We start from the raw sequence: 23,631 nt of genomic DNA on the forward strand, positions 1-23,631 counted from the left end.
CTTCTACATGATGTAGAAATGCCAGTTTTATCCGCGTCTTGCGGGGGAGAGGGCGCGCTCAGAACAGAGTCGGCTGATCGTCGCCGGCCGCGGCGAACGCCACCGCGGGGCGCTCGCCCGCGTCGTTGCGCAGCCGGCCGAGAGCTGAGGAGCGCACCGTTCCCGTCGCCGGGTCTTCCGCGCCGCGAGCCAGCCCGTGCTTCCGCATCAGCGGCACCATCCGCTGCGCGAGCCACGTGCGGTACTCCTTGGGCGCGTACGCGCCCTTCGCGTACAGGGAGGCGTATCGGCCGAGCAGCTCGGGGCGCTCGCGCTGCAGCCACATCATGAACCACGGCTTCACGCCCGGCTTGAGGTGCAGCGCGCTGAACAGCACCGACGTCGCGCCCGCTTGCTTCACGCGCGTGAGAGCCTCGTCCAGGTGCTCCCGCGAGTCGGTCAGGTACGGCAGGATCGGCATGAGGAACACGCCGCAGTCAAGCCCGGCCTCCCGCACGGCCGACACGGTCGCGAGGCGCGCGGTCGCGGACGGCGTCCCCGCCTCGAGTGACTGCTGCAGTTCGTCGTCGTAGATGGCGATCGACATCGCGAGGTCGACGGGAACCTGCGTCGACGCCTCCGCGAGCAGCGGAAGGTCCCGCCGCAGCAGCGATCCCTTCGTCAGAATCGACAGCGGCGTTCCCGAGCCGGCGAGGGCCTTGATGATGTCCGGCATGAGCGCGTACCGGCCTTCCGCCCGCTGGTAGGGGTCGGTGTTCGTCCCGAGCGCGACCGGGTGGCGTCCCCATGACGCCTTTGTCACCTCGCGATGCAGCACGTCGGCCACGTTGACCTTCACGACGATCTGCCGGTCGAAATCCTCGCCCGCGTTGAAGTCGAGGTATGCGTGCGTCGGTCGTGCGAAGCAGTACGTGCAGGCGTGCGAGCAGCCGCGGTACGGATTCACCGTCCAGCCGAACGGCATCTGCGAACTCGTCGGCACCTTGTTGAGGGCGGACTTCGCGAGCACCTCATGGAACGTGATGCCGGCGAACTCGGGCGTGCGCACCGAGCGCACGAGCCCGCTCAGGTTCCCGAGGCCCGGGAGCGTCTCGCTCGCGCCCGCGGACTCCGTGATCTTCTGGCCGTCCCACCGCATGCAACCAGTAGAACACAGTTACGAAGAATCGAAAAGCCTCTACGCGAAGAATCGAACACCGAGAACGAGTGCCGCTGCGCAGAGCCACAGCACGACGACGAAGACGCCGTCACGCGTGCGCAGCGGGACGAGGTAGCGTTCGGTCCGGGTCTCGTGCGCGCCGAAGGCGCGCGACTCCATGGACAGCGACACCCGCTCGGCGTGCCGGATCGCGCTCGCGAGCAGCGGGATGATCGACCGGACGCCGCGATTGAGCGCGGCAACGGGCCCGCGGCCGCCCGCGCTCCCACGGACGCGATGCGCCTTGCGGATGACCTCGAGCTCGTGCCGGAACCGCGGCACGAAGCGGTACGAGGCGAGCGCGGCGTAGCCGATGCGGTACGGAACCCGCGCGTGCTGCACGGCCGACCGCACGAGGTCCGGACCGGTCGAACTCATGCCGCTGATGAGTGCGAGGCTCACGATCGCGACAAGCCGCAGCGCCGTCGCGAGCCCCACGCGCCACGCGTCGGCGTAGAACCGGTATCCGCCGACGCGGAACAGCTCAACCGAGTGGTCGACGCGAGCCGGGTCCGTCCACAGTCCGAATCCGAGTGACAGGATGCCGCCGAGCAGCGGCAGCGCGAGAAACAGGATCGCGGCGCGCCGCCGCGTCAGCCGCACCCCGGTCAGCAGCACGAGGTACGCGAGACCCACGAGCACGAGCGGCGTGAGCACGTCTCGGGTGAACACGATGACGACCATGACGGGAAGCACGGCGACGATCTTCGCGAGCGGGTTGAGGGCGTGCAGGTAATGGCGCGCCGACACCTCCTCGCGCGCGTACGGGTCGAGGCTCATTGATCACCGCCCGGCAGCTGGCCGAGCCGGTGGACACCGCGCCAGCGGGGGTCGGGAAGCGCGCGCATGGCGTCGGCGAGCGGCGGCGTCCGCAGTCCAGCGCGTCGCAGCATCCGCTCGTCGTCGAAGATCTCGCCCGGTGGGCCGGATGCCGCGATCCTCCCGTCCGCCATCACGATCATGCGCGTCGCGTACTCCGCGACGAGCTGCATGTCGTGCGTGACGATGATGACTGTCGAGCCGTGCGCGTGCAGATTCGAGAGCAGGGCCATGAGCTCGTTGGCGCGCTCGCGGTCCTGGCCGAACGTCGGCTCGTCGAGCGCGAGTACGGGCGCTCCGACGATGAGGGCCGTGCCGACCGACAGCCGGCGCTTCTGGCCGCCCGAGAGCAGGAACGGGTGCACGTCGCGCAGTTCGGCGAGCCCGAAGCGGCGCAGCACTTCCTCCACGCGAGCCTCGATCTGCGCCTCATCGAGCCGGGCGCCCGACTCGTCGCCGTGGATGCGGAGGCCGTGGGCGAGCTCGTCCTGCACGGAATTCGTCACGAACTGGTGCTCGGGGTTCTGGAAGACGAAGCCGACCCGGCGGGCGAGCGCGCGCACGTCTCCCGTCGCCGCATCCAGTCCCGCGATGCTCACCCGCCGTCTCGGCGGGGAGCTCACGCCCGCCATGGCCTGCAGGAGCGTCGTCTTCCCGGCCCCGTTGCCGCCGACGATGGCGAGGAACTCACCCGTGCGCACCTCAAGCGACACGTGATCGAGAAGCGTGTGACCGCCGCGCCGGATCGTCAGGTCGCGCACGGTGATCACCGGCGCGCCGAGCACGGGGGCGGGCGGCGGCGCGGGCAGCGGCGGCAGCTCGCCTCCGGAAAGCGCGTCGGCGAGCTCGCCTGCGGTCACCGGGAGGGAGTCGATGCGGATGCCGGCGCCGCGCAGCCGCATCGCGGCGGCCGTCGCGACGGGAAGCCACACCCCGAGCGCCGCGATCTCGTCGGCGTGGCCCGCGAGAACCTCCCGCGGTGTTCCGTCGAACGCCGTCCGCCCGTCGCGATCGAGAACCACGACGCGGTCCACGATGCCGAGGGCCGCGTCGACGTCGTGCTCGATGAGCACGATGCCGTGCTCGCCGCCGGCGACGAGCCGGCGGAGCACCGCGTACACTTCGTCGCTTCCCGCGGGGTCGAGGTTCGCCGTCGGCTCGTCGAGAACGAGCAGCGGCGTGCGCATCGCGAGGGCGCACGCGATGGCCAGCCGCTGGCGGGCGCCGCCCGAGAGGATGTCGGGCGAGTCGTCGCGGCGCGACCACAGGCCGACGACCCGCAGCGCCTCCTCCGCGCGAGCGAGCACCTCCTCGACGGACAGCAGCATGTTCTCGAGCGCGAAGCACACTTCGTCGAGCACGGTTCCCGTCACCACTTGCGCATCGGGATCCTGGAACACCATGGCGACGTGCTCCGCGAGTCGCGCGACGGGCGTGTCCCGCGCAGGCAGCCCGACTGTCGTCACGCTGCCGCTCAGCTCAGCCGAGATGACGTGCGGGACGAGCCCGTTGACGGCGAGGGCGAGAGTGGATTTGCCGCAGCCCGACGGGCCGAGCAGCAGCACGACCTCGCCGGGCGCGACGTCGAAGCTCGCGCCGTGCGGAGTGAACGTCTCGCGTTCGTCGTGGCGGATGCTGACGTCGGCGATGCGCAGCAGGGGGTCCGGCATGTCAGGCCGCGGTCATCGCGGCCGTGTGCGGGGCGTTCCGGCGCCGGTCGATCTCCTTCTGCACGCCGCGCGCGACGCCCGTGCGGTCGATGCCCGCCGCGATGAGCCGGCCGATCCAGGTGAACAGCACGGGGCTGAGCACGAACGTGCCGAAGTACACGATGTTGACCCAGCCGGCGAAGTGCTCGAGCCCCACGCCGATGAAGACGCCGGCGCCGAAGACGAGTCCCATCACGACGGCGGCGAGATAGAACACCCACGCCTTCCAGTACCGGTACTTCGTCACGGCGAACGGCACTTCCTGCAGCAGCCCGATCGCCACGGCCGTGCCGATGTACTGCATGACGAACGCGGGGTTCACCGCCGAGGCGACGAGCCCCGCGATGAGCCCTGTGATGATGGCGACGCCGCCGCGGCGCAGCAGCGACTGCGCGATGACGCCCGGCAGGAAGTACACCCCGATCGCGAGGCCGTAGAGAACGGGCACCGTCGCCGCGACGATGCCGTTCACGAAGCCGGCGGCGGTGAAGACGAGTCCGCTGCCGACGCCGATCGCGGCGCAGGTCATCAGAAGGCGGGTGCTGAACATGGGCGTATCCCTCGAAACGGGCGTTGGTGGGGCAAGAACCACCTTCTCAAACTTAACTGAGCCTGACCTAACAGGGCAATCGGGCTCCGTCGTGACAAATGCCGCCTATGGGCGCCGCCGCCTCGGCGTGAGCCGCACGTTCGGCAGCGGCGGTGCCGGGATGCGCTCCGCGTGCCCCGCGACGGGCCCGAACCTCGTGCGCTCGGCCTCCCAGTCGTCGCGCGCGTGCACGATCTCCTCATGGCTGCGGCCGACGAAGTTCCACCACATGATGAGCTCCTCGCCGAACGGCTCGCCGCCGATGAGCAGCAGCCGCGCGGGAGCCTCGCTCGCGATCGCGATCGTGTCACAGCCGTCCCCGACGTACAGCAGCGGCCCCGGTTCGACGTGCACCCCGGCGACCTCCACCGCGCCGTCGAGAACGAGAACCGCGTGCTCGAAGGAGCGCTGCACCGGCAGGCGAACGTCTGCTCCGGCATCCAGTTCGATCTCCGCTCCCACGAGCGGGGAGAACACGCGCGCGGGCGACGTGACATCCTCGATCGCCCCGACGACGACGCGAGCCCGCGCTCCCTCGGTCGTCCACACGGGAAGGTCGGCGTGCTGCTCGAAGAACGGCTCACCCTCGGCCGCGTCCTGCGGCAGGACGACCCACAGCTGGATGCCGCGCAGCGAAGTGTCGTCCTCGTGCACGGAGAACTCGGAGTGCGCGATGGCGTAGCCGCTCGTCATGATGTTCAGCTGCCCCGGCTCGATCACGACGTCGCTGCCGACGGCGTCGCGGTGCCGGATGCGCCCCTGCAGCGGCCAGGTCACCGTCTGCAGGCCGATGTGCGGGTGCGGCAGCACGCGCATGGGCGTGCCCTCTTCGTCGAAGTAGTCGAGGAAGCACCACGCCCCCACCATCGGCAGGGCGCGCTGCGGCAGCGAGCGGTGGACGGTGATGCCCCGGATGCCGCCAAGGGGAACCTCCCGCGCTTCCAGCAGCAGCGTCGCAGGGCCAGGCGTCGCGAGCTCGCGCACGAGCGATTCCTCGGTCGGCGTGTCGAACCTGGTCACTGCTCGCGCCGCTCGTGCTTGGGCGTCGGCAGCAGCACGTGCGCGTCGAACTCGTGGTGTCGCTTCACGTACGCGCGGATGAACGGGCAGTACGGCACGATGATCTCGTCGCGCGACGCGGCGTCCTCGAGCGCGCCGCGGGCGAGCACGCTGCCGAGGCCCTGCCCCTCGAACGCCGGGTCGACCTCCGTGTGGGTGAACGCCGTCCCGGCATCCTGAAGCTCGAACTCGGCGCGCCCGGCGAGCGTGTCGCCCAGCCAGAGCTCGTAGCGCCCTTCGGCGTCGTTGCGCACGACCCGCGTCTCGTCCTCCGCCATGGCTGCCTCCCGTCGGTGCTTGAGCACAACATACCCCGGCGTTCGGCGCATCTGCCATCGTCGGCCGTTTCGCCTAGGCTTGACGCGGAAGGGAGACGGCATGAGCTCACGCGGCACCCGCGCACTCCGCGGCACGATCGCCGCCGCCGTCTCCACGTTCACGGCGGCGGCCTCGCACGGCGTCGCGGACGGCCAGATCGCGGGCCTGTTCGCTGTGATCGTCGCCTTCACGGCATCCGTCTTCGTCTGCATCGCCCTCGCCGGCCGCTCGCTCTCGCGGGGCCGCATCGCGCTCTCGGTCGTGCTCAGCCAGCTCGCCTACCACGCGCTGTTCGCGTTCGCGCCGGGCGGCGCCGTCACGGCGACCGGGGCGACGGGACCGCACGCCGCGCACGCGGGCGGCTCGATCACGCTCACGGCAAGCGCGGTCGCGCACAGCCATGGCGCGGGGATGTGGCTCGCCCACGTGCTCGCGGCCATCGTCACCGTCGCCGCCCTCACGCGCGGCGAACACGCGATCCGCAGCGTCCGCGAGGCCCTGCGCCTCGCCCTCAGCGTGCTTCTCGTGCTGCCGAATCCCGTCGCGATCCCGCGCACGCGATCCTTGGTGACGGATGCCGCTGCGCCGCGGCCCGCGCGCATCGCCCTGTCGTCGCGTCCCCTTCGCGGCCCGCCCGTGCTCGCCGTCGGCTGACCGCCGACTCACGACACCTTTTCTCTCGCAGCCGCGGCTCCGCCGTGCCTGCACGCGCTTGCAAGGAACCTCTATGAAACGCACCACCACCCGCACCATGCTCGTCGGCGGCCTCGCCGGCGCCGCACTCGCCATCGCCGTGCCGCTCTCGGCCAGCGCCCACATCCACGTCGACCCGTCGAGCGCCGCCGCCGGGTCGAGCTCCGTGCTCACCTTCTCGATCGGTCACGGCTGCGACGGCTCGCCGACCACCGCCGTCGACGTGACCATCCCCGACGAGGTCATGTCGGTCAAGCCCGTCGCCCACGCCGGCTGGACCATCACGACGACGACCGAGGCCGTCAAGGACGGCGTCGTCGACGCGAACGGGGATCCCGTGAGCGAGCGCACGAGCCACGTCGTCTACACCGCCGACACGCCGCTGCCCGACAGCCAGCTTGACCTGCTGTCGCTGCAGGTCGCCGTGCCCGGCGACGCCGAGGGCGAGACTCTCGCGTTCCCCATCGAGCAGTCCTGCGAGCAGGGCAGCACCGCGTGGGATCAGGTCGCGAAGAAGGGCGAGGCGGAGCCCGAGCACCCGGCCCCCACGCTCACCGTCGGCGCCGCCTCTGCCGACGGCCACGGCACGGCGGACACGCCTGAGCAGGCGGATGCCGCGGCCACCGCGGACAGCGACGACGTCCTCGCCCGCAGTCTCGGCATCGCTGGCCTCGTCCTCGGCGCCGTCGCTCTCATCGTCGCCGTCGCGAAGGGCGGCGGGAAGCGAGTAGCGAAGGAGAAGAAGTGATGACACGAACGCTCGTGCGCAGGCGCGTGCGCCGCGGCGGCGTTGCCGTCGTCGCGCTCGCGCTCGCCGCCGCGCTCGGCCTCGCCGCGCCCGCCCTTGCGCACACGCAAGTGGCGCCTGCGGCTCCCGAGCCGGGCTCGACAGTGACCGAGGGCCCCGTCACCGTCGCCATCACGACGACAGACCCCGTGCTCGAGGCCGGGCAGCGCAGCATCGTGCTGCGCGGCCCGGACGGCTCGGAGCAGTACTTCGGCGACGGCTGTGCGACAGTGACGAACAGCACGACGGTCTCCGCGCAGATCACGCCCGGGCAGCCGGGCACGTACACGGTCATCTGGACGCTCGTCGCTCTCGACGGGCACGTGCAGAGCTCGGAGGACTTCGCGCCGTTCACGTTCACATGGCAGCCGGCCGACGGGCAGCAGACGGCGACCGGGCAGAGCGCCGTGCCGACGTGCGGCGAGGCCGCCGCGACGCAGAAGCCGACGCAGGAGAAGGCGGACGAGAAGGCGCCCGTGCTGAACGAGCACGGCTGGGGCGACCTCGGCTGGATCATCGGCGGCGTCGCCATCGTCTTCGTCGCAGCGGTCATCGTGATCATGCTCCTCGTGCGGCGAAGCCTCACGAACGAGGACGACGAGGACTAGACGCCGAAGGACGACCCGAAGGACGACGCGTCCGGCACATGAGGCCATGTCAGTGCGAGGGGCTACGGTGGGGGAGATGACTTCTCCCGCCGCCGACAGCCCCCTCGACGTCCTGCAGCGTGTCTTCGGATACGACGCGTTCCGCGGGCAGCAGGCGGAGATCGTCGAGCACGTCGCCGACGGCGGCGACGCCGTCGTGCTCATGCCCACGGGCGGCGGCAAGAGCCTGTGCTACCAGATCCCCGCGCTCCTGCGCGAGGGCACGGGAATCGTCGTCTCGCCGCTCATCGCCCTCATGCACGACCAGGTCGAGGCGCTGCGCGCCGTCGGCGTGCGCGCGGCCTACCTCAACTCAACCCAGTCGCCCGGGGAGCGCGCCGACGTCGAGCGCGCCTACCTCGCCGGCGAACTCGACCTGCTCTACGTCGCGCCCGAACGGCTCAGCTCCGAGCAGACCAAGCGCTTCCTCGGCGGCGGGCGCATCGCCCTGTTCGCGATCGACGAGGCGCACTGCGTCTCCCAGTGGGGCCACGACTTCCGCCCCGACTACCTCGCCCTCTCCGAGCTCGCCGAGCGCTGGCCCGACGTGCCGCGCATCGCGCTCACCGCGACGGCGACCGAGGCGACCCACGCCGAGATCACGCAGCGGCTCGAACTGGGGCAGGCGCGGCACTTCGTCGCGAGCTTCGACCGGCCGAACATCCAGTACCGCATCGTGCCCAAGCGCAACGTGCGCAGCCAGCTCATCGACTTCATCCGTGCCGAGGGCGAGGGGGCGTCGGGAATCGTCTACGCGCTCAGCCGCAAGAGCGTCGAGCGGACGGCCGAGCAGCTCACCGCAAGCGGCATCCCCGCGCTCCCGTATCACGCGGGTCTCGACGCTGCGGTGCGCGCCGAGACGCAATCGCGGTTCCTGCGCGAGGACGGCCTCGTGATCGTCGCGACAATCGCTTTCGGCATGGGCATCGACAAGCCCGACGTGCGCTTCGTCGCCCACATCGACATGCCGAAATCCGTCGAGGGCTACTACCAGGAGACCGGGCGCGCGGGCCGAGACGGCGAGCCGTCCGTCACGTGGCTCGCCTATGGACTGCAGGACGTCATCCAGCAGCGTCGCATGATCGAGGACTCGCCGGGCGACCTCGCGCACCGGCGCCGCGCCTCACAGCACCTCGACGCCATGCTCGCGCTGTGCGAGACGGTGCAGTGCCGCCGCGTGAACCTGCTGCGCTACTTCGGGCAGGCGGCGCAGCCGTGCGGCAATTGCGACACGTGCCTCGAGCCGCCCGCCATCGTCGACGGCACGATCCCGGCGCAGAAGCTGCTGTCCACGATCGTGCGGCTCGAGCGCGAACGCGGTCAGCGATTCGGCGCCGGGCAGATCATCGACATCCTTCGCGGCACCGCGACCGCGCGCACGCGCCAGCACGGACACGACAGCCTCAGCACATGGGGGATCGGCGCGGACCTCGGCGATCAGAGCTGGCGCGGCATCGTGCGGCAGCTGCTCGCGCAAGGGCTCCTCGCGAGCCGCGGGGAATACGGCGTGCTCGGGCTCACCGAGGCGAGCACGGGAGTGCTGCGCGGCGAGACGACGGTGATGCTGCGCGACGAGCCGGAGCGCAGCCCGCGCGTGCGGTCCCGCCGCCGGGACAGCGCGCTCGAGCTCGAGCCTGCCGCGCTCGAGCTGTTCGAGGCGCTCCGCGAGTGGCGGGCCGGGCAAGCGCGCGAGCAGTCCGTTCCCGCCTACATCGTCTTCGGCGACGCGACGCTGCGCGAGATCGCCGCGGCGCGACCGAGCGATCGAGCCGGTCTCGCCGGCATCAGCGGCATCGGCGAGAAGAAGCTCGACCGCTACGGCGACGCCGTTCTCGAGGTCGTGAGCGCTCACGCGGCGCTGGGCGCGTGATTGCCGTTCGGGCAGGCGCGCCCCGCTGAGGCGCGCGTCGCGCTGTGCGCCGTGAGCCACTCGTTGAACGTCTCGGTGCCGACGCGCGCATCGGGCACGAGGTTCGAGCCGAACCGCAGGTAGCGGCCCATGGCGGTGAACAGCGGCACGGGGATCATGACGGCGGAGCGGCCGGTCTTGCGCAGCCACAGCGCCGTCAGCTCTCGGGCCGTCGCGATCTGCGGACCGCCGATCGACACGACCCGATCGTCTCCCGTGTCACCGAGCGCGTCGACGATCACCGTCGCGACATCGTGCGCGTTCATGGGCTGGAAGCGCGCGCGGGAGCTTGTCGGGATGATGCGCCACTTCGCCGCGCGCAGGGCGAAGTCGTGCAGCATGTCGAAGAGCACCGTGAACCGCACGACCGTGACCGGCGCGCTCGAGTCGAGATAGAGCCCCTCCTGATCGGTCTTCGCGGCGAAGTACTCCGCCGTGCTCTGGTCGCAGCCGACGCTCGAGACCAGCACGACGCGCGACACGCTCGCCCGCTCGGCGGCATCCGCGATCTGCTGAGCGCCGATGCGGAAGATCGCCTGCGCGACCGTCGACACCCCGTCGAGACTGTCGACGATGGCGTCGGAGCCCGCGACGATCGCGTCGAGCTGCGCCGTCGTGGAGTTGTAGAGATCGCACGCGTGGTACTCGACCCCGGCGACGTGATCGGCATCACCCGGCCGGGGGCGATGCCGCGACACCGACACGACGGAGTGCCCGCGGGAGACGGCTTCCGCGACGACGGCTCGGCCGACCGTTCCTGTTCCGCCGAAAACGACGACTCTGACCATGCGCTGGCCCTCTAACTTTCTGCAGTTCAGGGGGTTCACCGGATGGGAGGGGGCTTGTGGTTACATTTGACAGCTTCGCCGACCCCTCAAGCTACGCCCAGTACGGGGGGATCGACTTTGTCCGTTTCGGCATCGGCGAGGGGCGGATGCTGTGGGGCAGCCACAACAACGATGCCGGGGTCGCGCGCCTCTTTGTAGCCGGGTCACGGCCGGCTGTCGCCGGGCGGGAGCGCGACCTACCGTGAGAGGAAACGTGGCGAAAGGCAGGCATTCATGGTGGAACGAGTCTCGAACGCGCACGGCGACGTCGAGGAAGTCGCCAACGTTCACGAAGTCGTCAACACAGGGCCGATCCGCGTTCCGGGCGGCCTGCGCATCAAGCGGGCGGAGCTCGCCGAGAAGCTGCTCGGCAGCTGGCCCGAGATTCGCCGGTCGGCGAGGGAGCTCGCGGCGAAGCCCGAGATACAGCGCATCGAGGGCCAGTCGATGGACGAGCACCGCGCGCGCGTGTTCGGCCAGCTGAAGCTGCTCGTCGAGGACGGGCAAGTGCTGCGCGCCTTCCCGAAGCGGCTCGGCGGCGATGAGGACGCGGGCGGCAACATCGCCGGTTTCGAGGAGCTCGTGCTCGCGGATCCGTCGCTGCAGATCAAGTCGGGCGTGCAGTGGGGGCTGTTCGGCGCCGCCGTGCTGCACCTCGGCACGCAGAAGCACCACGACGCGTTCCTGCCCGGCATCATGTCGCTCGAGGTGCCCGGGGCGTTCGCGATGACCGAGATCGGCCACGGCTCCGACGTCGCGTCGATCGCGACGACGGCGACCTACGATGCCGCGACGCAGGAGTTCGTCATCAACACGCCGTTCAAGGGGGCGTGGAAGGAGTTCCTCGGCAACGCCGCGAAGGACGGCATCGCCGCCGTCGTGTTCGCCCAGCTCATCACACAGGGCGTCAACCACGGGGTGCACGCGTTCTACGTGCCCATCCGTGACGAGCAGGGCCAGTTCCTCCCCGGCATCGGCGGCGAGGACGACGGCCTCAAGGGCGGGCTCAACGGCATCGACAACGGCCGGCTGCACTTCACCGACGTGCGCATCCCGCGCGACAACCTGCTGAACCGGTACGGCGACGTCGCCCCGGACGGCACCTACTCCTCGCCCATCGCGAGCCCCGGCAGACGGTTCTTCACGATGCTCGGAACGCTCGTGCAGGGCCGCGTCTCCCTCGACGGCGCCGCGACGACGGCATCCGCCCTTGGCCTCACCATCGCGATCCGGTACGCCGACCAGCGCCGCCAGTTCACGGCCGGCTCCGACACCGATGAGGAAGTGCTGCTCGACTACCAGCGGCACCAGCGCCGGCTGCTGCCGCGGCTCGCGCAGACGTACGCGCAGACCTTCGCGCACGACAAGCTGCTGCGCCAGTTCGACGAGGTGTTCAGCGGGCGAGCGGACACCGACGACGACCGGCAGGACCTCGAGACGCTCGCCGCGGCGCTCAAGCCGTTGTCGACGTGGCACGCGCTCGACACCCTGCAGGAGTGCCGCGAGGCGTGCGGCGGGGCCGGCTTCATGAACGCGAACCGGTTCACGAGCCTGCGCGCCGACCTCGACGTGTACGTCACGTTCGAGGGCGACAACAACGTGCTGCTGCAGCTGGTCGCCAAGCGCCTGCTGTCGGACTACTCCGGCAAGTTCCGCAAGGCCGACGCGGGGGCGCTCGCCCGCTACGTCGTCGGCCAGGCCGCCGACCGCGCCTACCACGGCAGCGGACTGCGCACGCTCGCGCAGACGCTCGGCGACTTCGGCTCGACCGCCCGCTCGGTGGGGCAGCTGCGGGAGACGAGAGTGCAGCGCGAGCTGCTGACCGACCGGGTCGAGTCGATGATCGCCGAGATCGGTCAGAAGCTGCGGCACGCGAGCAAGCTGTCGAAGGCGGATGCCGCCGCGCTGTTCAACTCGCAGCAGAACGCGCTCATCGAGGCGGCGCGCGCCCACGGCGAGCTGCTGCAGTGGGAGGCGTTCACCGAGGGCCTCGAGTCGATCGTCGACGCGGACACGCGCCGGGTGATCACGTGGCTGCGTGACCTGTTCGGGCTCTCGCTGCTCGAGCGCCACCTCGAGTGGTACCTCATCAACGGCCGGCTCTCGGGCCAGCGCGCACAAGCGGTCACCGCGTACATCGACCGGCTCGTCGCACGACTGCGGCCCTACGCCGTCGAACTCGTCGACGCGTTCGGCTTCGCGCCCGAGCACGTGCGCGCGCCCATCGCCACCGACGGGGAGCGCCAGCGTCAGGAGGAGGCGCGCGCGTACTACGCGGCGCTGCGCGAGTCCGGCGAGGCGCCCGTGGACGAGAAGGTGCTGCGCGACCGCGAGAAGGCGGCGAAGAAGCGCCAGATCGCGTAGACCGGGTCAGGCGGATGCCGCAGCCACGGCATCCGCCACCGTCTTGTTGCCCGACACGAGGTCGAACGTGCGCCCGACGGTCCCGCGGGCGGCGAGCAGCTCCGCGATGACCGCGGCGACGTCAGCGCGCGGGATCTCCCCGTGCGGCAGGGAGTACGCGAGATCGACGAAGCCCGTTCCCGGCTCGTCGATGAGGCGGCCCGGCCGGACTATCGTCCAGTCGAGCCGGCTGCCGCGCAACGCGTCGTCGGCCTCGCGCTTCGCGAGAACGTACGCCGCCCACGTCTCGTCGCCCATCGGGTCCGGCTCGTTCTCGACGCCGATCGCCGAGACCTGCACGAAGCGGTGGACGCCCGCGAGGCTCGCGGCGGCCGCCGACTTGACCGAGCCGCCGAAGTCGACGGTGCGCTTGCGCTCCGCCCCGGAGCCCGCGCCCGCTCCCGCGCTGAACACGACGGCGTCAGCTCCCGTGAACGCGTCGGTGAGCTGCTCGACCGTGCCCGACTCGATGTCGAGAACGAACGGCGTCGCCCCCGCTGCTTCGACGTCGGCGGCGTGGTCGGGGTTGCGGATCACGGCGACGACCTCGTCGCCGCGGTCGACGAGCAGCTTCTCGAGCAGCAGCGCGATCTTGCCGTGCCCGCCGACGATGACGATGCGGTTCATGAGGACCTCCGGAATCAGGACGGGCGGGCGGTGGGCGTGTCGGTCTTCGACGGGTCGCGCTCGACGAAGCTCCCAAGGGCCTCGTCGATGGCGTCGAGAACGTCCTGCTCGAGCGTCGTGCCCGAGGCCTTGACGTTGTCGGCGACCTGCTCGGGACGCGAGGCGCCGATGATGGCGGAGGCGACGTTCGGGTTGCTGAGCACCCACGCGATCGCGAGCTGCGCGAGGGTGAGCCCGGCCTGCTCCGCGATCGGCGCGAGCTTCTGCACGGCCGCGAGAAGCTCGTCGTCGAGGAAGCGCGCGACGGTCTTCGCGCCAGCGGCATCCGTCGCCCGAGAACCGGCCGGAGCCTCCTCGCCCGGCTTGTACTTGCCCGTGAGCACGCCTTGCGCGATCGGCGACCAGACGATCTGCGAGATGCCGAGCTCCTTCGAAGCGGGGACGACCTCCTCCTCGATCACGCGCCACAGCATGTTGTACTGCGGCTGGTTCGAGATGAGATGGATGCCGAGCTCGCTCGCGAGGGCGTGACCGGCGCGCAGCTGGTCGGCGGTCCACTCGCTCACGCCGATGTAGAGCGCCTTGCCCTGCCTGACGACGTCGGAGAACGCGAGCATCGTCTCCTCGAGCGGGGTCTCGGGATCGTACCGGTGCGCCTGGTACAGATCGACGTAGTCGGTGCCGAGCCGGCGAAGCGAGCCGTTGATCGACTCGAGGATGTGCTTGCGGCTGAGGCCCGAGTCATTCGGTCCTTTCGGGCCGGTCGGGCCCCACACCTTCGTGAAGATCTCGAGCGATTCGCGCCGCTGGCCCTTGAGGGCGTCACCGAGCACTTGCTCCGCCACCGTGTTGGCGTACACGTCGGCGGTGTCGAACGTTGTGATGCCGTGCTCGAGCGCGGCGCGCACGCACGCCGTCGCCACGTCGTTCTCGACCTGCCCGCCGTGCGTGAGCCAGTTGCCGTAGGTGATGTCGGAGATCTTGAGCCCGCTGTTGCCGAGATATCGATATGCCATGGCTTAACGCTACGGCTTCGCGCGCGGATGTCGAGGGGGCTGACAATGCGCACCCGATCGTGCACGGCACGGCGTTCACGGTGGTGAGAACTCCCCGTCGCGCGCGGCCGGCGTACGCGCTACCGTCAGAGCATGCGAGAGATGTACCCCGAGATCGAGCCGTACGAGACCGGCCACCTCGACGTCGGCGACGGCCAGAGCATCTACTGGGAGACCAGCGGAAACCCGGACGGCAAGCCGGTCGTGTTCCTGCACGGCGGCCCGGGCGGAGCGACGAACCCGAACCAGCGCCGCGTGTTCAACCCCGAGAAGTATCGCATCGTGCTGTTCGACCAGCGCGGCTGCGGCAAGAGCACGCCGCACATGAGCGAGCCCGATGCGGATCTCTCGGTCAACACGACGTGGCACCTCGTCGGCGACATCGAGAAGCTGCGCGAGCACCTCGGAATCGAGCGCTGGCAGGTGTTCGGCGGCTCGTGGGGGAGCACCCTCGCGCTCGCCTACGCCGAGACCCACCCCGAGAAGGTCACCGAGCTCGTGCTGCGCGGCATCTTCACCCTGCGCCAGGTCGAGATCGACTGGTTCTACGAGGGCGGCGCGGCCGCGGTGTTCCCCGACCTGTGGGAGGGCTTCCTCGAGCCCGTCGCCGCGCAGGACCGCAAGCACCTGGTGCGCGCCTACTCCGAGCTGCTCGCCGACCCGGACCCCGAGGTGCACGTGCCCGCCGCGCAGGCGTGGTCGCGCTGGGAGTCCTCGACCATCACTCTGCTGCACAACGACACGAAGGTCGAGGAGTTCACGGAGCCCGCGTACGCGACCGCGTTCGCGCGCATCGAGAACCACTACTTCATGCACGGCGGCTGGATGGAAGACGGTCAACTGATTCAGGACGCCGCCAAGCTGCGTGACATCCCGGGCGTCATCGTGCAGGGACGCTACGACATGTGCACCCCCGTCATGACGGCCTGGGCGCTGCACAAGGTCTGGCCGGAGGCCGACCTGCAGATCATTCCCGACGCCGGCCACGCCTTCGACGAGCCCGGCATCCTCTCGGCCCTGATCGAGGCGACCGACCGCTTCGCGGAGTAGTCAAAAACGTCTCGGTGTCCCCCTCACGCGGGGCATGCAAAACCTGAGGATCCTTCTAGTATTGAGGAACTGAGAAAAGCTCAGCTTTGCAGTCACTCAATCCGGTGGTCGCGTTTAAGCATGAGCGCACACGCATCGATGAGGGGCGAACATGAGTCGGATCGAGTACAGATTTGCCACGCCAGCCTCTGTGTTCCGTCCGGCTTTCGATGTTCGGTCACGACTCCCACGAATCGTTGCCCCGGCCGTGTCGTGGAGGAGGCGGCTCCAGATCAGGTTGCTCGTGACGGATGCGCTGGTCGTCGCGCTTTCGATGGCGGTTTCGGCGACTGTAGCAACCGACGTGTCGGCTGTCACCGAGGTATTCGTCGACCCGCGAGGTCTCATTGCGGCGATCGTCGGTGTCGGTTGGCTCGCCACGCTCGCGGTCTTCCGCACGCGAAGCACGCCTCTGCTGGGGGTTGGAACTCGTGAATATAAGCGGATTCTGAACGCGTCAGTTCTCTATTTCGGAATGGTCGCGATCGTTTTCATTCTGGTGCCTGTGGCGGATCCCCGCGCGCTCTTCGCGGTCGCTCTACCGGCGGGAACAGTCAGTCTGCTAGCCAGCCGGTGGAGTTGGCGCCGATGGCTCAACCACCAGCGGCGCTATGGGAACTACCTCTCGCGCGCAATTGTCGTGGGCGACCGAGCCGACGTCTCATACGTCGCCCAGGAGCTCGAACGGACGAGTAGCGCCGCTTACAGCGTCGTCGGCGCTGCTGTCTTCGACGGTGACGAGCAACCCGTATCAGGGCTCATTGCAACGGTCCCGATCGTGGCACACCCTGACAAAGTCGCCGAGGCCGTCGGTCGTCTCGATGCGGATTCTGTCATCGTGGCCAGCACGAACAAGGACGATGTCGACTACATTCGCGATCTTAGCTGGAAGCTCGAGACGCGCGGGATCTCGCTTGTTGTCGCACCGCGGCTGACAAACGTCGCCGGGAGCCGCATCCAGTTCCGAGCCGTCGACGCTCTGCCTCTCCTCCAGGTCGACCTTGCTAGCTACGACGGTTGGCGGTATGTCATGAAGCGGTCTTTCGACATTCTCATGTCGGCCGCGGCATTGCTCGTTCTCGCGCCCATCATGCTCATCATCGCGATATTCGTGCGCCTCGACAGCGAGGGGCCCGCGCTCTTCCGACAGGAGAGGGTCGGCAAAGACGGCCAGACGTTCACAATGCTCAAGTTTCGCTCGATGGTTCACAACGCCGACGACGATATCGACCGACTTCTCGAACAGAATGATTGTTCCGGAGTGCTCTTCAAAATGCGTTCGGATCCTCGTGTGACGCGTGTCGGACACTTCTTAAGAGCGCACTCTCTCGATGAGTTGCCGCAGTTTCTCAACGTCTTGCGTGGAGACATGAGCGTGGTTGGTCCACGGCCGTCGCTCCAACGGGAAGTTCAGAACTACGAGCGGCATGTTCGCCGGCGCATGAATATCAGGCCCGGGATCACAGGGCTGTGGCAAGTCAATGGTCGCTCCGACCTGGACTGGGAAGAGAGCGTCCGCCTCGACCTCTACTATGTCGAGAACTGGACTCTATGCACGGACCTCTCGCTCATCTGGAGAACGGTTCGCGTCCTCTTTCGCCCTGTTGGGGCATATTGAGCGGCGTTCGACGGAATGATTTTGACTGGTCGCCGTAACACCCCAGCGCGGCGATTCGCGATGGGCGTACGGCAAGAAGCACACTCTTAAGGCGCCAGGCGAATTGCACGAGCTGGCCTGAACTCTCGCACCTAGTGAAGCGGGACTTGCGGAGACGGATCGCATCGGACGTGACGCCGATCGCGGCTGCGTAAGCGGCGCGCGCGTCGTGGCCGATGGACCCGCTGGTTCCGTCGCGCTGGCAGTGTGCCGCCACCCAGGGGAGACCTCGGGGCACCTAACTTGGCCGAGCATGAGGCGCCCCCCCGGAAGCAAGGTCGATCACATAGCAATCAAGGGCATGTCACTGGGGACGGCGTCCGCAGCGAGGCGCCTCGCTGCGTCCGCGAAAAGCTCGGCTTCAGACCCCAGCCGAGGTTTTCGAGGAGCGTCTATGCCCGCCAAAACAACACAGTGCTGCCTCGACTGACGGAGCTCGCGCGCCTCGGGATCGACCACTCCAGACGTTAGGTTTGCGGCTGGGCGACTTCGTGATGGTAGAGACCTCGAATGACATCATCGATCGAGTCTGCCAATTCATCCGACATTAGCCGCCAGTATTTCAGCGGCATCCCCATCGGATCGTTGACGTCATCCTCGGGATTCGAGCCGAGGAATTCCGCGACGCGCGGTGTGTCGTCCTGTTCGTCGAGCCACGCCCCGAGTGCCTTGTCCGCAGGTCGATCATGCACCGAGATCCATCGAGCGAATTGCTTGAGTGTGAACAAGCGTGGAGCGACATCAGGCGACTCTGCCAGAAGGCTTCGTGCGTTCTCTCGAGAGAGCGCAAGGATGAGGTCATACTCGCCGAGGCTTGCCGGTGAGACGGGCTTGCTTCTGTGTCCGCTTAGGTCGATACCGAGGTCACGAGCGTGTTCGCGAGCTGTTGTGGACACGCTCCTTGAGGCTGCTCGGATGCCGGCCGACGAGAACTGCACCGGGAGCCCAGCCGCCTCGCGCTTCGCGATCTCCTCGGCAAAGGGTGATCGGCACTCGTTGGCGGAGCACACGAAGAGAACGCGATCAGGCAGGGTTGCGCCAGGAGGAGGAACGTTAGAGTCTCGGTCGGGCCGAGTGCTCACGCTCATAACCGGTGCGGACGGATCAGCCTCGTTATCCGCTGCTCCCTTGCCAGCGCGCGCCGAGTTGGCATGCGCGACACGGGTGTCAGGCTTGTCGGTCGCGACTTCGTGCTCGCTGGAATAGTAAGAGACGTACGACTTGGGCGCTCGCTTTCGTGAACGGTTTGCGATGACGCCAAACATCGTTGCACCGTTCACCTTAAGCGTGTCCACAACATCAGCCAAATGCGCGCGCCGGGTGCGGTCGACTGTTGCAATAACTATCGTCCCATCAGCCGAGGATGCCAGAACTGAAGCATCGGCGAGGGTGAGGGCAGGCGGAGTGTCGACGATGACGAGATCGGCGCTGTCAGCGAGTGTGCGGATAAGACGTGGGAGGTTTGCCCCTGCCAAGGCATCCGCGGGCTCTCGGGCGATTGCACCCGGTGGCAAGAGCCGAAGACCGGGGTGCGTCGTTGTCTGCAGTGCGTCGAGGATCTCGGATTGCCTCAGCTGCTGGTCGGCCGAACCTGTCAAGAGGCCCCCAAGACCAGGACCGCCCATGGCATCGGAAAAGTACACGTCAAGCTGTGGGCGGCGCAGATCACCGGCGACGAGGATGACCTTGCGGCCCGCCCGCGCGAAGGAAACGGCCAGATTGGCCGAGACGAAAGTTTTGCCGTCGGCAGGCTCGACGCTCGTGATCGCGACGACGCCTTTGCCCTGTGGAAGCAGAACCTGCACGGTTGTTCGTAGCGAACGAATGCCTTCTCTTATCCCAACGCTCGTGCCGCCAGCGGCGGGAAGCAGGACACGCTTGCGGGCGACGGCGCGATCGCGGGGAAGAAATCCGAGGACGGTTATGTCGGTTGTTCGCTCCATCTCTTCGATGGTCCTCAGTCGGTCATCGAACCGATCCCGCACGAGGGCGATCCCCGCCCCGGCGATAAGACCGCACAGGATCCCGACTCCGGCGATATTGAACGCGCTCGGATTCGTCGAACTTCCAAAAGACGCCGGTCGCGTCACAGAAGCCGGTGGACCGGCTGTCTGCAGATCGGCAACCGACATGTTCAGAGTGTTTATTCGTGAGAGCACAGTGGTCAAGTTGGTTTGGGCGATCTGATTCCCGGGGTTGCGCGAGAGCTGGTTTTGATACTCCTTCGCCTGCTCTGTCGCGTCGGAGAGTTGCGACTGCAACTCAGCGACGGCGTTCGTAATGATTCCTTCTAGGTATGACGTGTAGGCGGAGGTTGTCACGGAGACAAGGCGCTGTGCCGTGCGAGGATCGGCTGCTGTGCCGGTGATGGAGATAGAAACCGTCAGCGGTGACGTCGTTTCGAGAATGGACGGCGTGATCGATGCCGCAAGCGACGCCGATGACATATGGAGAGCGGTGGCGGCGTCGTCGATCACGTCCGGAGTGGTGATGACAGCCGGATCCACATCGACGCTGATCCCCTGTAGGACGCCGCTGTTCAATGCGTTTGTCATCGTCGGATTGAGACGCACCAGCGTCGACGATTCGAAGTTCGGGCTCTGCCGTTGCAAATAAACGACGGCGCAGATGCCGGCGAGTAGGGTTACAGCGATAATTGTCCACTTGCGCCTCCACAGCGCAGCAAGCACATCATAGAACGTCATGAAGAGAACTCCCATCGGTCGATCCGACGCGTCTCGGGTAGCGCGTCGTTCATCAGGTCTGTGTGTTGAAAACTTCGAGCGAGCACGCGAGCGACCGCGCGGACTCTATCGCTCCAGTCGGGAACGTCAGGGTTGCTCCGGTCGGGACTGTGGCGTGCAATGCATCGCGCGACCGTGTCCGGGAACGTGTCGCGTGGGGCCACATCGAGATAGTCGTCCGGCTTACCGTCCCTGAACCCCGCGACTGGAGTACTGACAATCGGACGTCCGACAGCCAGATATTCGTAGAGCTTGAGCGGGTCGAGGCTGTCAGTAAATGGGGAGACGATGTGTGGCACGATGAGCGCGGCAGCGTGCTGGAGGTAGCCTGGGACCGTGTCCCAGCTTCGTGGACCGAGAAGTATGACGCCCGGTGTGTTCGCAAGTATGCTCGTATTCGAAGCGGACAGTGCATTCGGCCCCAGAAGAACGCACGCGCTACCTATAGCAGCAAGAGTTGAGCCGGTTCGTGCGACCAGATCGACATCGAGGCGGTCTTCATGGAGTGTGCCGACATACAAGGCGATATCTCGGTCGGGGAAGTCATCGGGTCGTTCCGCAGGCGTTTGGTAGCGCGCCACATCTACTGCATTGGGAATGAGGATGATATCGTCGCGCGCGTGGCGGCGGGACTTACGGAGAGCTTCTGAGCACACGACCACCGAGGTGCAACTCTTGAGGAGGGAGGCGTCAGCCCGCACGATTCTTCGATGTTCTCGGCGGGTGCGCGCGGCCGCGAGCCAGTCGTCGGTTATGTCGTAGATGGTCGGGAGCGAGGCTCGCTCGACGATGCCGTACCACCCGGGGTCGTTGAGCCACATGAGGTCAGGTCGGAGACCCGCTCGACACAGGTTGCGGTGGAGAGCAGCTCTCATGAACAGGTCGGCGAATGGCCCGAGTATCCGGGGCAGCCATTTTGTCGGCTGGTAAAGGAACAGACGGCCCTCGTAGCCAGCCGCCTGCCGCAAGCCCCGCCCGCGAGCCGGCACACGCAGGTGAAGTGAGTCATGCAGGAGATCACGCGAAGGCTCGACAAAGACTACAGTTAGCTGATCGTCGGTACGTAGGAGACCGTCGAACAGGTACTGATTGCGCCGCCAGACATCGTCCCATGCTTCGAGCGACAGAACGAGGAGTGTTGTGCTGCTCATGGGGTACACCTCTCGTAAACTTCGAGAGTCTTGTCGACCTGCGCGCCCACGCTGAACGCCGCTCTCTGCCTTGCTTGCAACTGATGGCCATATCCGCCGTAGCGCGCGGGATTGGCGAGTGCAGCATCGATGAGCTCGGCGGCTGCGGCAAAGTCCCCAGGGCTAAACATCCAGGCGTCACTAACGGACCCTACGGTCTCCAGATGCCCTCCGGAGGCTGATGCGATCACAGGCAGCGCTCGTGCCATCGCCTCGAGCACCGCGATTCCTAGCCCTTCATGAGACGTCGGCGCGAGCAACCCCGAGGCGCGCGACATGAGGGCACCCACATCGGAGCAGTAACCGAGGAAACGGACGCTATCGGATGCGCCAAGGTCGCGCGCTAGCTTTTCGAGGCGGATGCGTTGCGACCCGTCACCGACGATGTGCAATTCCCACCCTGCACGTGCTGCCCAGGACCGTGCCCATGCACGAATCGCGATGTCACTGTCCTTCTCAAGCTCCAGTCTTTGGATGAGGAGCATGACGGGTTTGCGGGCCAAGACGTCGGAGGCGCCGACGTTCGCGACACCAGTGTGGACGACGGTACTCGGCTCACCGATGGCGCGTGCGACGAATCGAGAGATCGCGATCTGCGCCCTGATGCGCGGGGCGGCAAGCCTGAATGCCGCTCGTGCCAGCGGTTTGCGCCCTCGTCTCGCTGCGAAATGTCGAGTGCTAACGACCGGGATTCCGCGAGGTGTGGCGAATGCGATCCCCGCTATGTCCGCTTCAGACATATGCGTGTTGACAATGTTCGGCCGGGGTACGCAGCGTAAAGCTGCTACAGCCTCCGCCACGCTCGAGGCGGGAAGAAAGCGAGCACCACTTTCCTTCAGAGCTGCCGACATTGCCGAAGATCGCCCACCAATAACCGACACCTCGACTCCGCGCTCGATCATGGCAAGTGCTGTCGTTGCGATATAGCGTTCCACCCCGGCGAAGCCATCCGAGCACACCACGTGGGCGACATGAATACCCGCTCCATGACGATCCGAGGGATGTTGAGGGGGGTGAATCATGTCACAGTCCGTACGTAGTTCACGGACAGCTGGCGAGAAGAATCGGGTTGCTCTAGCCCAGATCGGTCGTGAACAAAGGCTCCAACGCAGACTCCGGCCACGATCCACAACAGGGACGCCTGGCCCGCGACCCAGTAAAGGTCGAACTGCGCTTGTACGAAACGTGCAACGACAACCGCGGCACCGACCGTTCCGTACGTCGGGTCGAGGCGCCAGAGATACCAGATGACAAGCGCAAACATGAGGAGAAACCCGATTAGGCCCACAATGCCAACCGACGACAACACTTCAAGTTCCGCATTCGGGGGCTGAAAACGAGCCGCGAAGCGATCCGTGTACCACCAGCGCAAGCCAACGCCGAAGGCCGGTGACTCGTGCCAGATGTTAAGCGATTCTTCGAACCAGTCAAGGCGTTGGTAAGCCGAGTTGAACTGATTGTCACTTGCCAGCTGGCTGCTCAACATCGAGATGCTGTAACCGAGAACTGGGATGGTGAGGAGGATCCCGAGCAGTGGCCGTCTGCGCGATGCTGCGCGCCTGCGCAGCCCGACTATTAGTAGCCCAGCGAGCAGTCCGAGCATGCTTTGACGTGACTGCGATGCGAAAATACCGCCGGCGAGCACAACGAGAGTGAAATATGACAGATTGCGAGGGATAGCGAACCACGCAGGTCGACCATGGACGATCACGAATGCGGTCGCGAGCATTCCTCCAATAAGATTCTTGTGCAGTTCGGGGAGATATACGGGCTCAAGCTCGTGATGAATGGCGAACGCGACGGCAGCCGTCGCGATCGCGGCCACCGCTATCCCCAGGCAGCCGAGCACATAAGCTCCGATGGCGTATGAGCTTTTCCCGGTCCGTGCGATGGTGAAACCGACGAGGAGGCTGCCGATAACGAGCACGAACTCGTGCACCCACTCGACCGTGTTTTCTTGATAGGGATTAAGTATCAGCGTCGGCAGAGCTGCGACGAGGTAAGCGATGCCAGCCCAGCAAAAAGGCCGCATCGCCGACATTCCTTTCGGTCGTACGAGAACCACCGCGGCAATTGTGGCGACGGCGAGGATAACGTCGGACACGCTTACGAAACCTCCGACTCTCGTCAGGACGAGCGTCGCCGGCACGGCCATCGCGACGATTAGCATTGGCGTGCTGAGGAAGAACGAGAGCGCAAGCACTCCGATGGAGACGAACCACGCCAGACGCGTGTCCGACGTTGCGAGAACGCCAATCGCGGCGGCTACCATCGCGATCGCTCCACACCAGGCGAGTAGTGAGCCAACACT

The 23,631-nt window shown here is 67.2% G+C and carries 21 protein-coding genes; 8 read left to right on the plus strand and 13 right to left on the minus strand.

Annotated features, from left to right (window positions below; all coding sequences use genetic code 11):
- Positions 1-58 precede the first annotated feature (58 nt).
- The 6 genes from BLV49_RS09335 to BLV49_RS09360 form a co-directional block, all read right to left on the minus strand.
- On the minus strand, positions 59-1,138 hold the full coding sequence (locus BLV49_RS09335) for an Rv2578c family radical SAM protein (RefSeq protein ID WP_091183064.1): 1,080 nt from the start codon (positions 1,136-1,138) through the stop codon (positions 59-61).
- A gap of 39 nt (positions 1,139-1,177) precedes the next feature.
- Positions 1,178-1,978: an energy-coupling factor transporter transmembrane component T gene (locus tag BLV49_RS09340; protein ID WP_091183067.1), complete on the minus strand. Its 801-nt coding sequence runs from the start codon at positions 1,976-1,978 to the stop codon at positions 1,178-1,180.
- Positions 1,975-3,687 (minus strand): ABC transporter ATP-binding protein, encoded by a 1,713-nt coding sequence (locus tag BLV49_RS09345; protein WP_091183068.1) that lies wholly within the window; start codon positions 3,685-3,687, stop codon positions 1,975-1,977. The genes BLV49_RS09340 and BLV49_RS09345 overlap by 4 nt, the downstream gene beginning before the upstream one ends.
- Before the next feature lies 1 nt (position 3,688).
- Entirely contained in the window at positions 3,689-4,276 is a 588-nt protein-coding gene (locus BLV49_RS09350; protein ID WP_091183072.1) for an ECF transporter S component, read from the minus strand.
- Between the two features lie 105 nt (positions 4,277-4,381).
- Complete coding sequence (locus tag BLV49_RS09355; protein WP_091183075.1) at positions 4,382-5,335, minus strand: pirin family protein; 954 nt, start codon at positions 5,333-5,335, stop codon at positions 4,382-4,384.
- A complete protein-coding gene (locus BLV49_RS09360; RefSeq protein ID WP_091183078.1) occupies positions 5,332-5,652 on the minus strand; it encodes a GNAT family N-acetyltransferase in 321 nt (106 codons plus the stop codon). The genes BLV49_RS09355 and BLV49_RS09360 overlap by 4 nt, the downstream gene beginning before the upstream one ends.
- Before the next feature lie 100 nt (positions 5,653-5,752).
- On the opposite strand from BLV49_RS09360, the gene BLV49_RS09365 reads away from it, so the two are divergent.
- The 4 genes from BLV49_RS09365 (at position 5,753) to recQ (ending at position 9,689) form a co-directional block, all read left to right on the plus strand.
- The gene (locus BLV49_RS09365; protein WP_091183080.1) at positions 5,753-6,346 is read left to right on the plus strand and encodes a hypothetical protein; all 594 of its coding nucleotides are present in this window, start codon (positions 5,753-5,755) and stop codon (positions 6,344-6,346) included.
- Between the two features lie 73 nt (positions 6,347-6,419).
- Complete coding sequence (locus BLV49_RS09370) at positions 6,420-7,133, plus strand: YcnI family copper-binding membrane protein (protein ID WP_176980794.1); 714 nt, start codon at positions 6,420-6,422, stop codon at positions 7,131-7,133.
- Positions 7,133-7,780 (plus strand): copper resistance CopC family protein, encoded by a 648-nt coding sequence (locus tag BLV49_RS09375; protein WP_091183087.1) that lies wholly within the window; start codon positions 7,133-7,135, stop codon positions 7,778-7,780. The genes BLV49_RS09370 and BLV49_RS09375 overlap by 1 nt, the downstream gene beginning before the upstream one ends.
- Positions 7,781-7,826: 46 nt before the next feature.
- Complete coding sequence (gene recQ, locus BLV49_RS09380) at positions 7,827-9,689, plus strand: DNA helicase RecQ (protein ID WP_091183089.1); 1,863 nt, start codon at positions 7,827-7,829, stop codon at positions 9,687-9,689.
- Here recQ and BLV49_RS09385 read toward each other — a convergent pair.
- Positions 9,668-10,516, minus strand: a complete 849-nt coding sequence (locus tag BLV49_RS09385; RefSeq protein ID WP_091183092.1) for an SDR family oxidoreductase — start codon at positions 10,514-10,516, stop codon at positions 9,668-9,670. The genes recQ and BLV49_RS09385 overlap by 22 nt on opposite strands.
- Positions 10,517-10,572: 56 nt before the next feature.
- Here BLV49_RS09385 and BLV49_RS09390 point away from each other — a divergent pair, with 56 nt between their 5' ends.
- Both BLV49_RS09390 and BLV49_RS09395 read left to right on the plus strand, forming a co-directional pair.
- The gene (locus BLV49_RS09390; RefSeq protein WP_091183095.1) at positions 10,573-10,761 is read left to right on the plus strand and encodes a hypothetical protein; all 189 of its coding nucleotides are present in this window, start codon (positions 10,573-10,575) and stop codon (positions 10,759-10,761) included.
- A gap of 28 nt (positions 10,762-10,789) precedes the next feature.
- Complete coding sequence (locus BLV49_RS09395; RefSeq protein ID WP_091183097.1) at positions 10,790-12,919, plus strand: acyl-CoA dehydrogenase family protein; 2,130 nt, start codon at positions 10,790-10,792, stop codon at positions 12,917-12,919.
- Between the two features lie 6 nt (positions 12,920-12,925).
- Here BLV49_RS09395 and BLV49_RS09400 read toward each other — a convergent pair whose 3' ends face one another.
- Positions 12,926-13,585: an SDR family oxidoreductase gene (locus BLV49_RS09400; protein WP_091183101.1), complete on the minus strand. Its 660-nt coding sequence runs from the start codon at positions 13,583-13,585 to the stop codon at positions 12,926-12,928.
- A gap of 14 nt (positions 13,586-13,599) precedes the next feature.
- The gene (locus tag BLV49_RS09405) at positions 13,600-14,601 is read right to left on the minus strand and encodes an aldo/keto reductase family protein (RefSeq protein WP_091183104.1); all 1,002 of its coding nucleotides are present in this window, start codon (positions 14,599-14,601) and stop codon (positions 13,600-13,602) included.
- A gap of 132 nt (positions 14,602-14,733) precedes the next feature.
- On the opposite strand from BLV49_RS09405, the gene pip reads away from it, so the two are divergent.
- Both pip and BLV49_RS09415 read left to right on the plus strand, forming a co-directional pair.
- Positions 14,734-15,690, plus strand: a complete 957-nt coding sequence (pip, locus tag BLV49_RS09410; RefSeq protein ID WP_091183105.1) for a prolyl aminopeptidase — start codon at positions 14,734-14,736, stop codon at positions 15,688-15,690.
- A 151-nt stretch (positions 15,691-15,841) separates the two neighbouring features.
- Positions 15,842-17,347, plus strand: coding sequence for a sugar transferase (locus tag BLV49_RS09415; RefSeq protein ID WP_091183109.1), 1,506 nt, complete (start codon positions 15,842-15,844; stop codon positions 17,345-17,347).
- 506 nt (positions 17,348-17,853) lie between these two features.
- Here the strand turns inward: BLV49_RS09415 and BLV49_RS09420 are convergent.
- From BLV49_RS09420 to BLV49_RS09435, 4 genes are read right to left on the minus strand one after another with little or no spacing between them, the layout of a single operon-like run.
- Positions 17,854-20,106: a polysaccharide biosynthesis tyrosine autokinase gene (locus tag BLV49_RS09420; protein ID WP_091183112.1), complete on the minus strand. Its 2,253-nt coding sequence runs from the start codon at positions 20,104-20,106 to the stop codon at positions 17,854-17,856.
- Positions 20,088-21,281, minus strand: a complete 1,194-nt coding sequence (locus tag BLV49_RS09425) for a glycosyltransferase (RefSeq protein ID WP_091183116.1) — start codon at positions 21,279-21,281, stop codon at positions 20,088-20,090. Before BLV49_RS09425 ends, BLV49_RS09420 begins: the two co-directional genes overlap by 19 nt.
- A complete protein-coding gene (locus BLV49_RS09430; protein WP_091183119.1) occupies positions 21,278-22,342 on the minus strand; it encodes a glycosyltransferase in 1,065 nt (354 codons plus the stop codon). The genes BLV49_RS09425 and BLV49_RS09430 overlap by 4 nt, the downstream gene beginning before the upstream one ends.
- Positions 22,339-23,592, minus strand: coding sequence for an O-antigen ligase family protein (locus BLV49_RS09435; RefSeq protein ID WP_176980796.1), 1,254 nt, complete (start codon positions 23,590-23,592; stop codon positions 22,339-22,341). Before BLV49_RS09435 ends, BLV49_RS09430 begins: the two co-directional genes overlap by 4 nt.
- Between the last annotated feature and the right edge of the window lie 39 nt (positions 23,593-23,631).

The organism is Paramicrobacterium humi, assembly GCF_900105715.1.
GTDB classification, from domain to species: domain Bacteria; phylum Actinomycetota; class Actinomycetes; order Actinomycetales; family Microbacteriaceae; genus Paramicrobacterium; species Paramicrobacterium humi.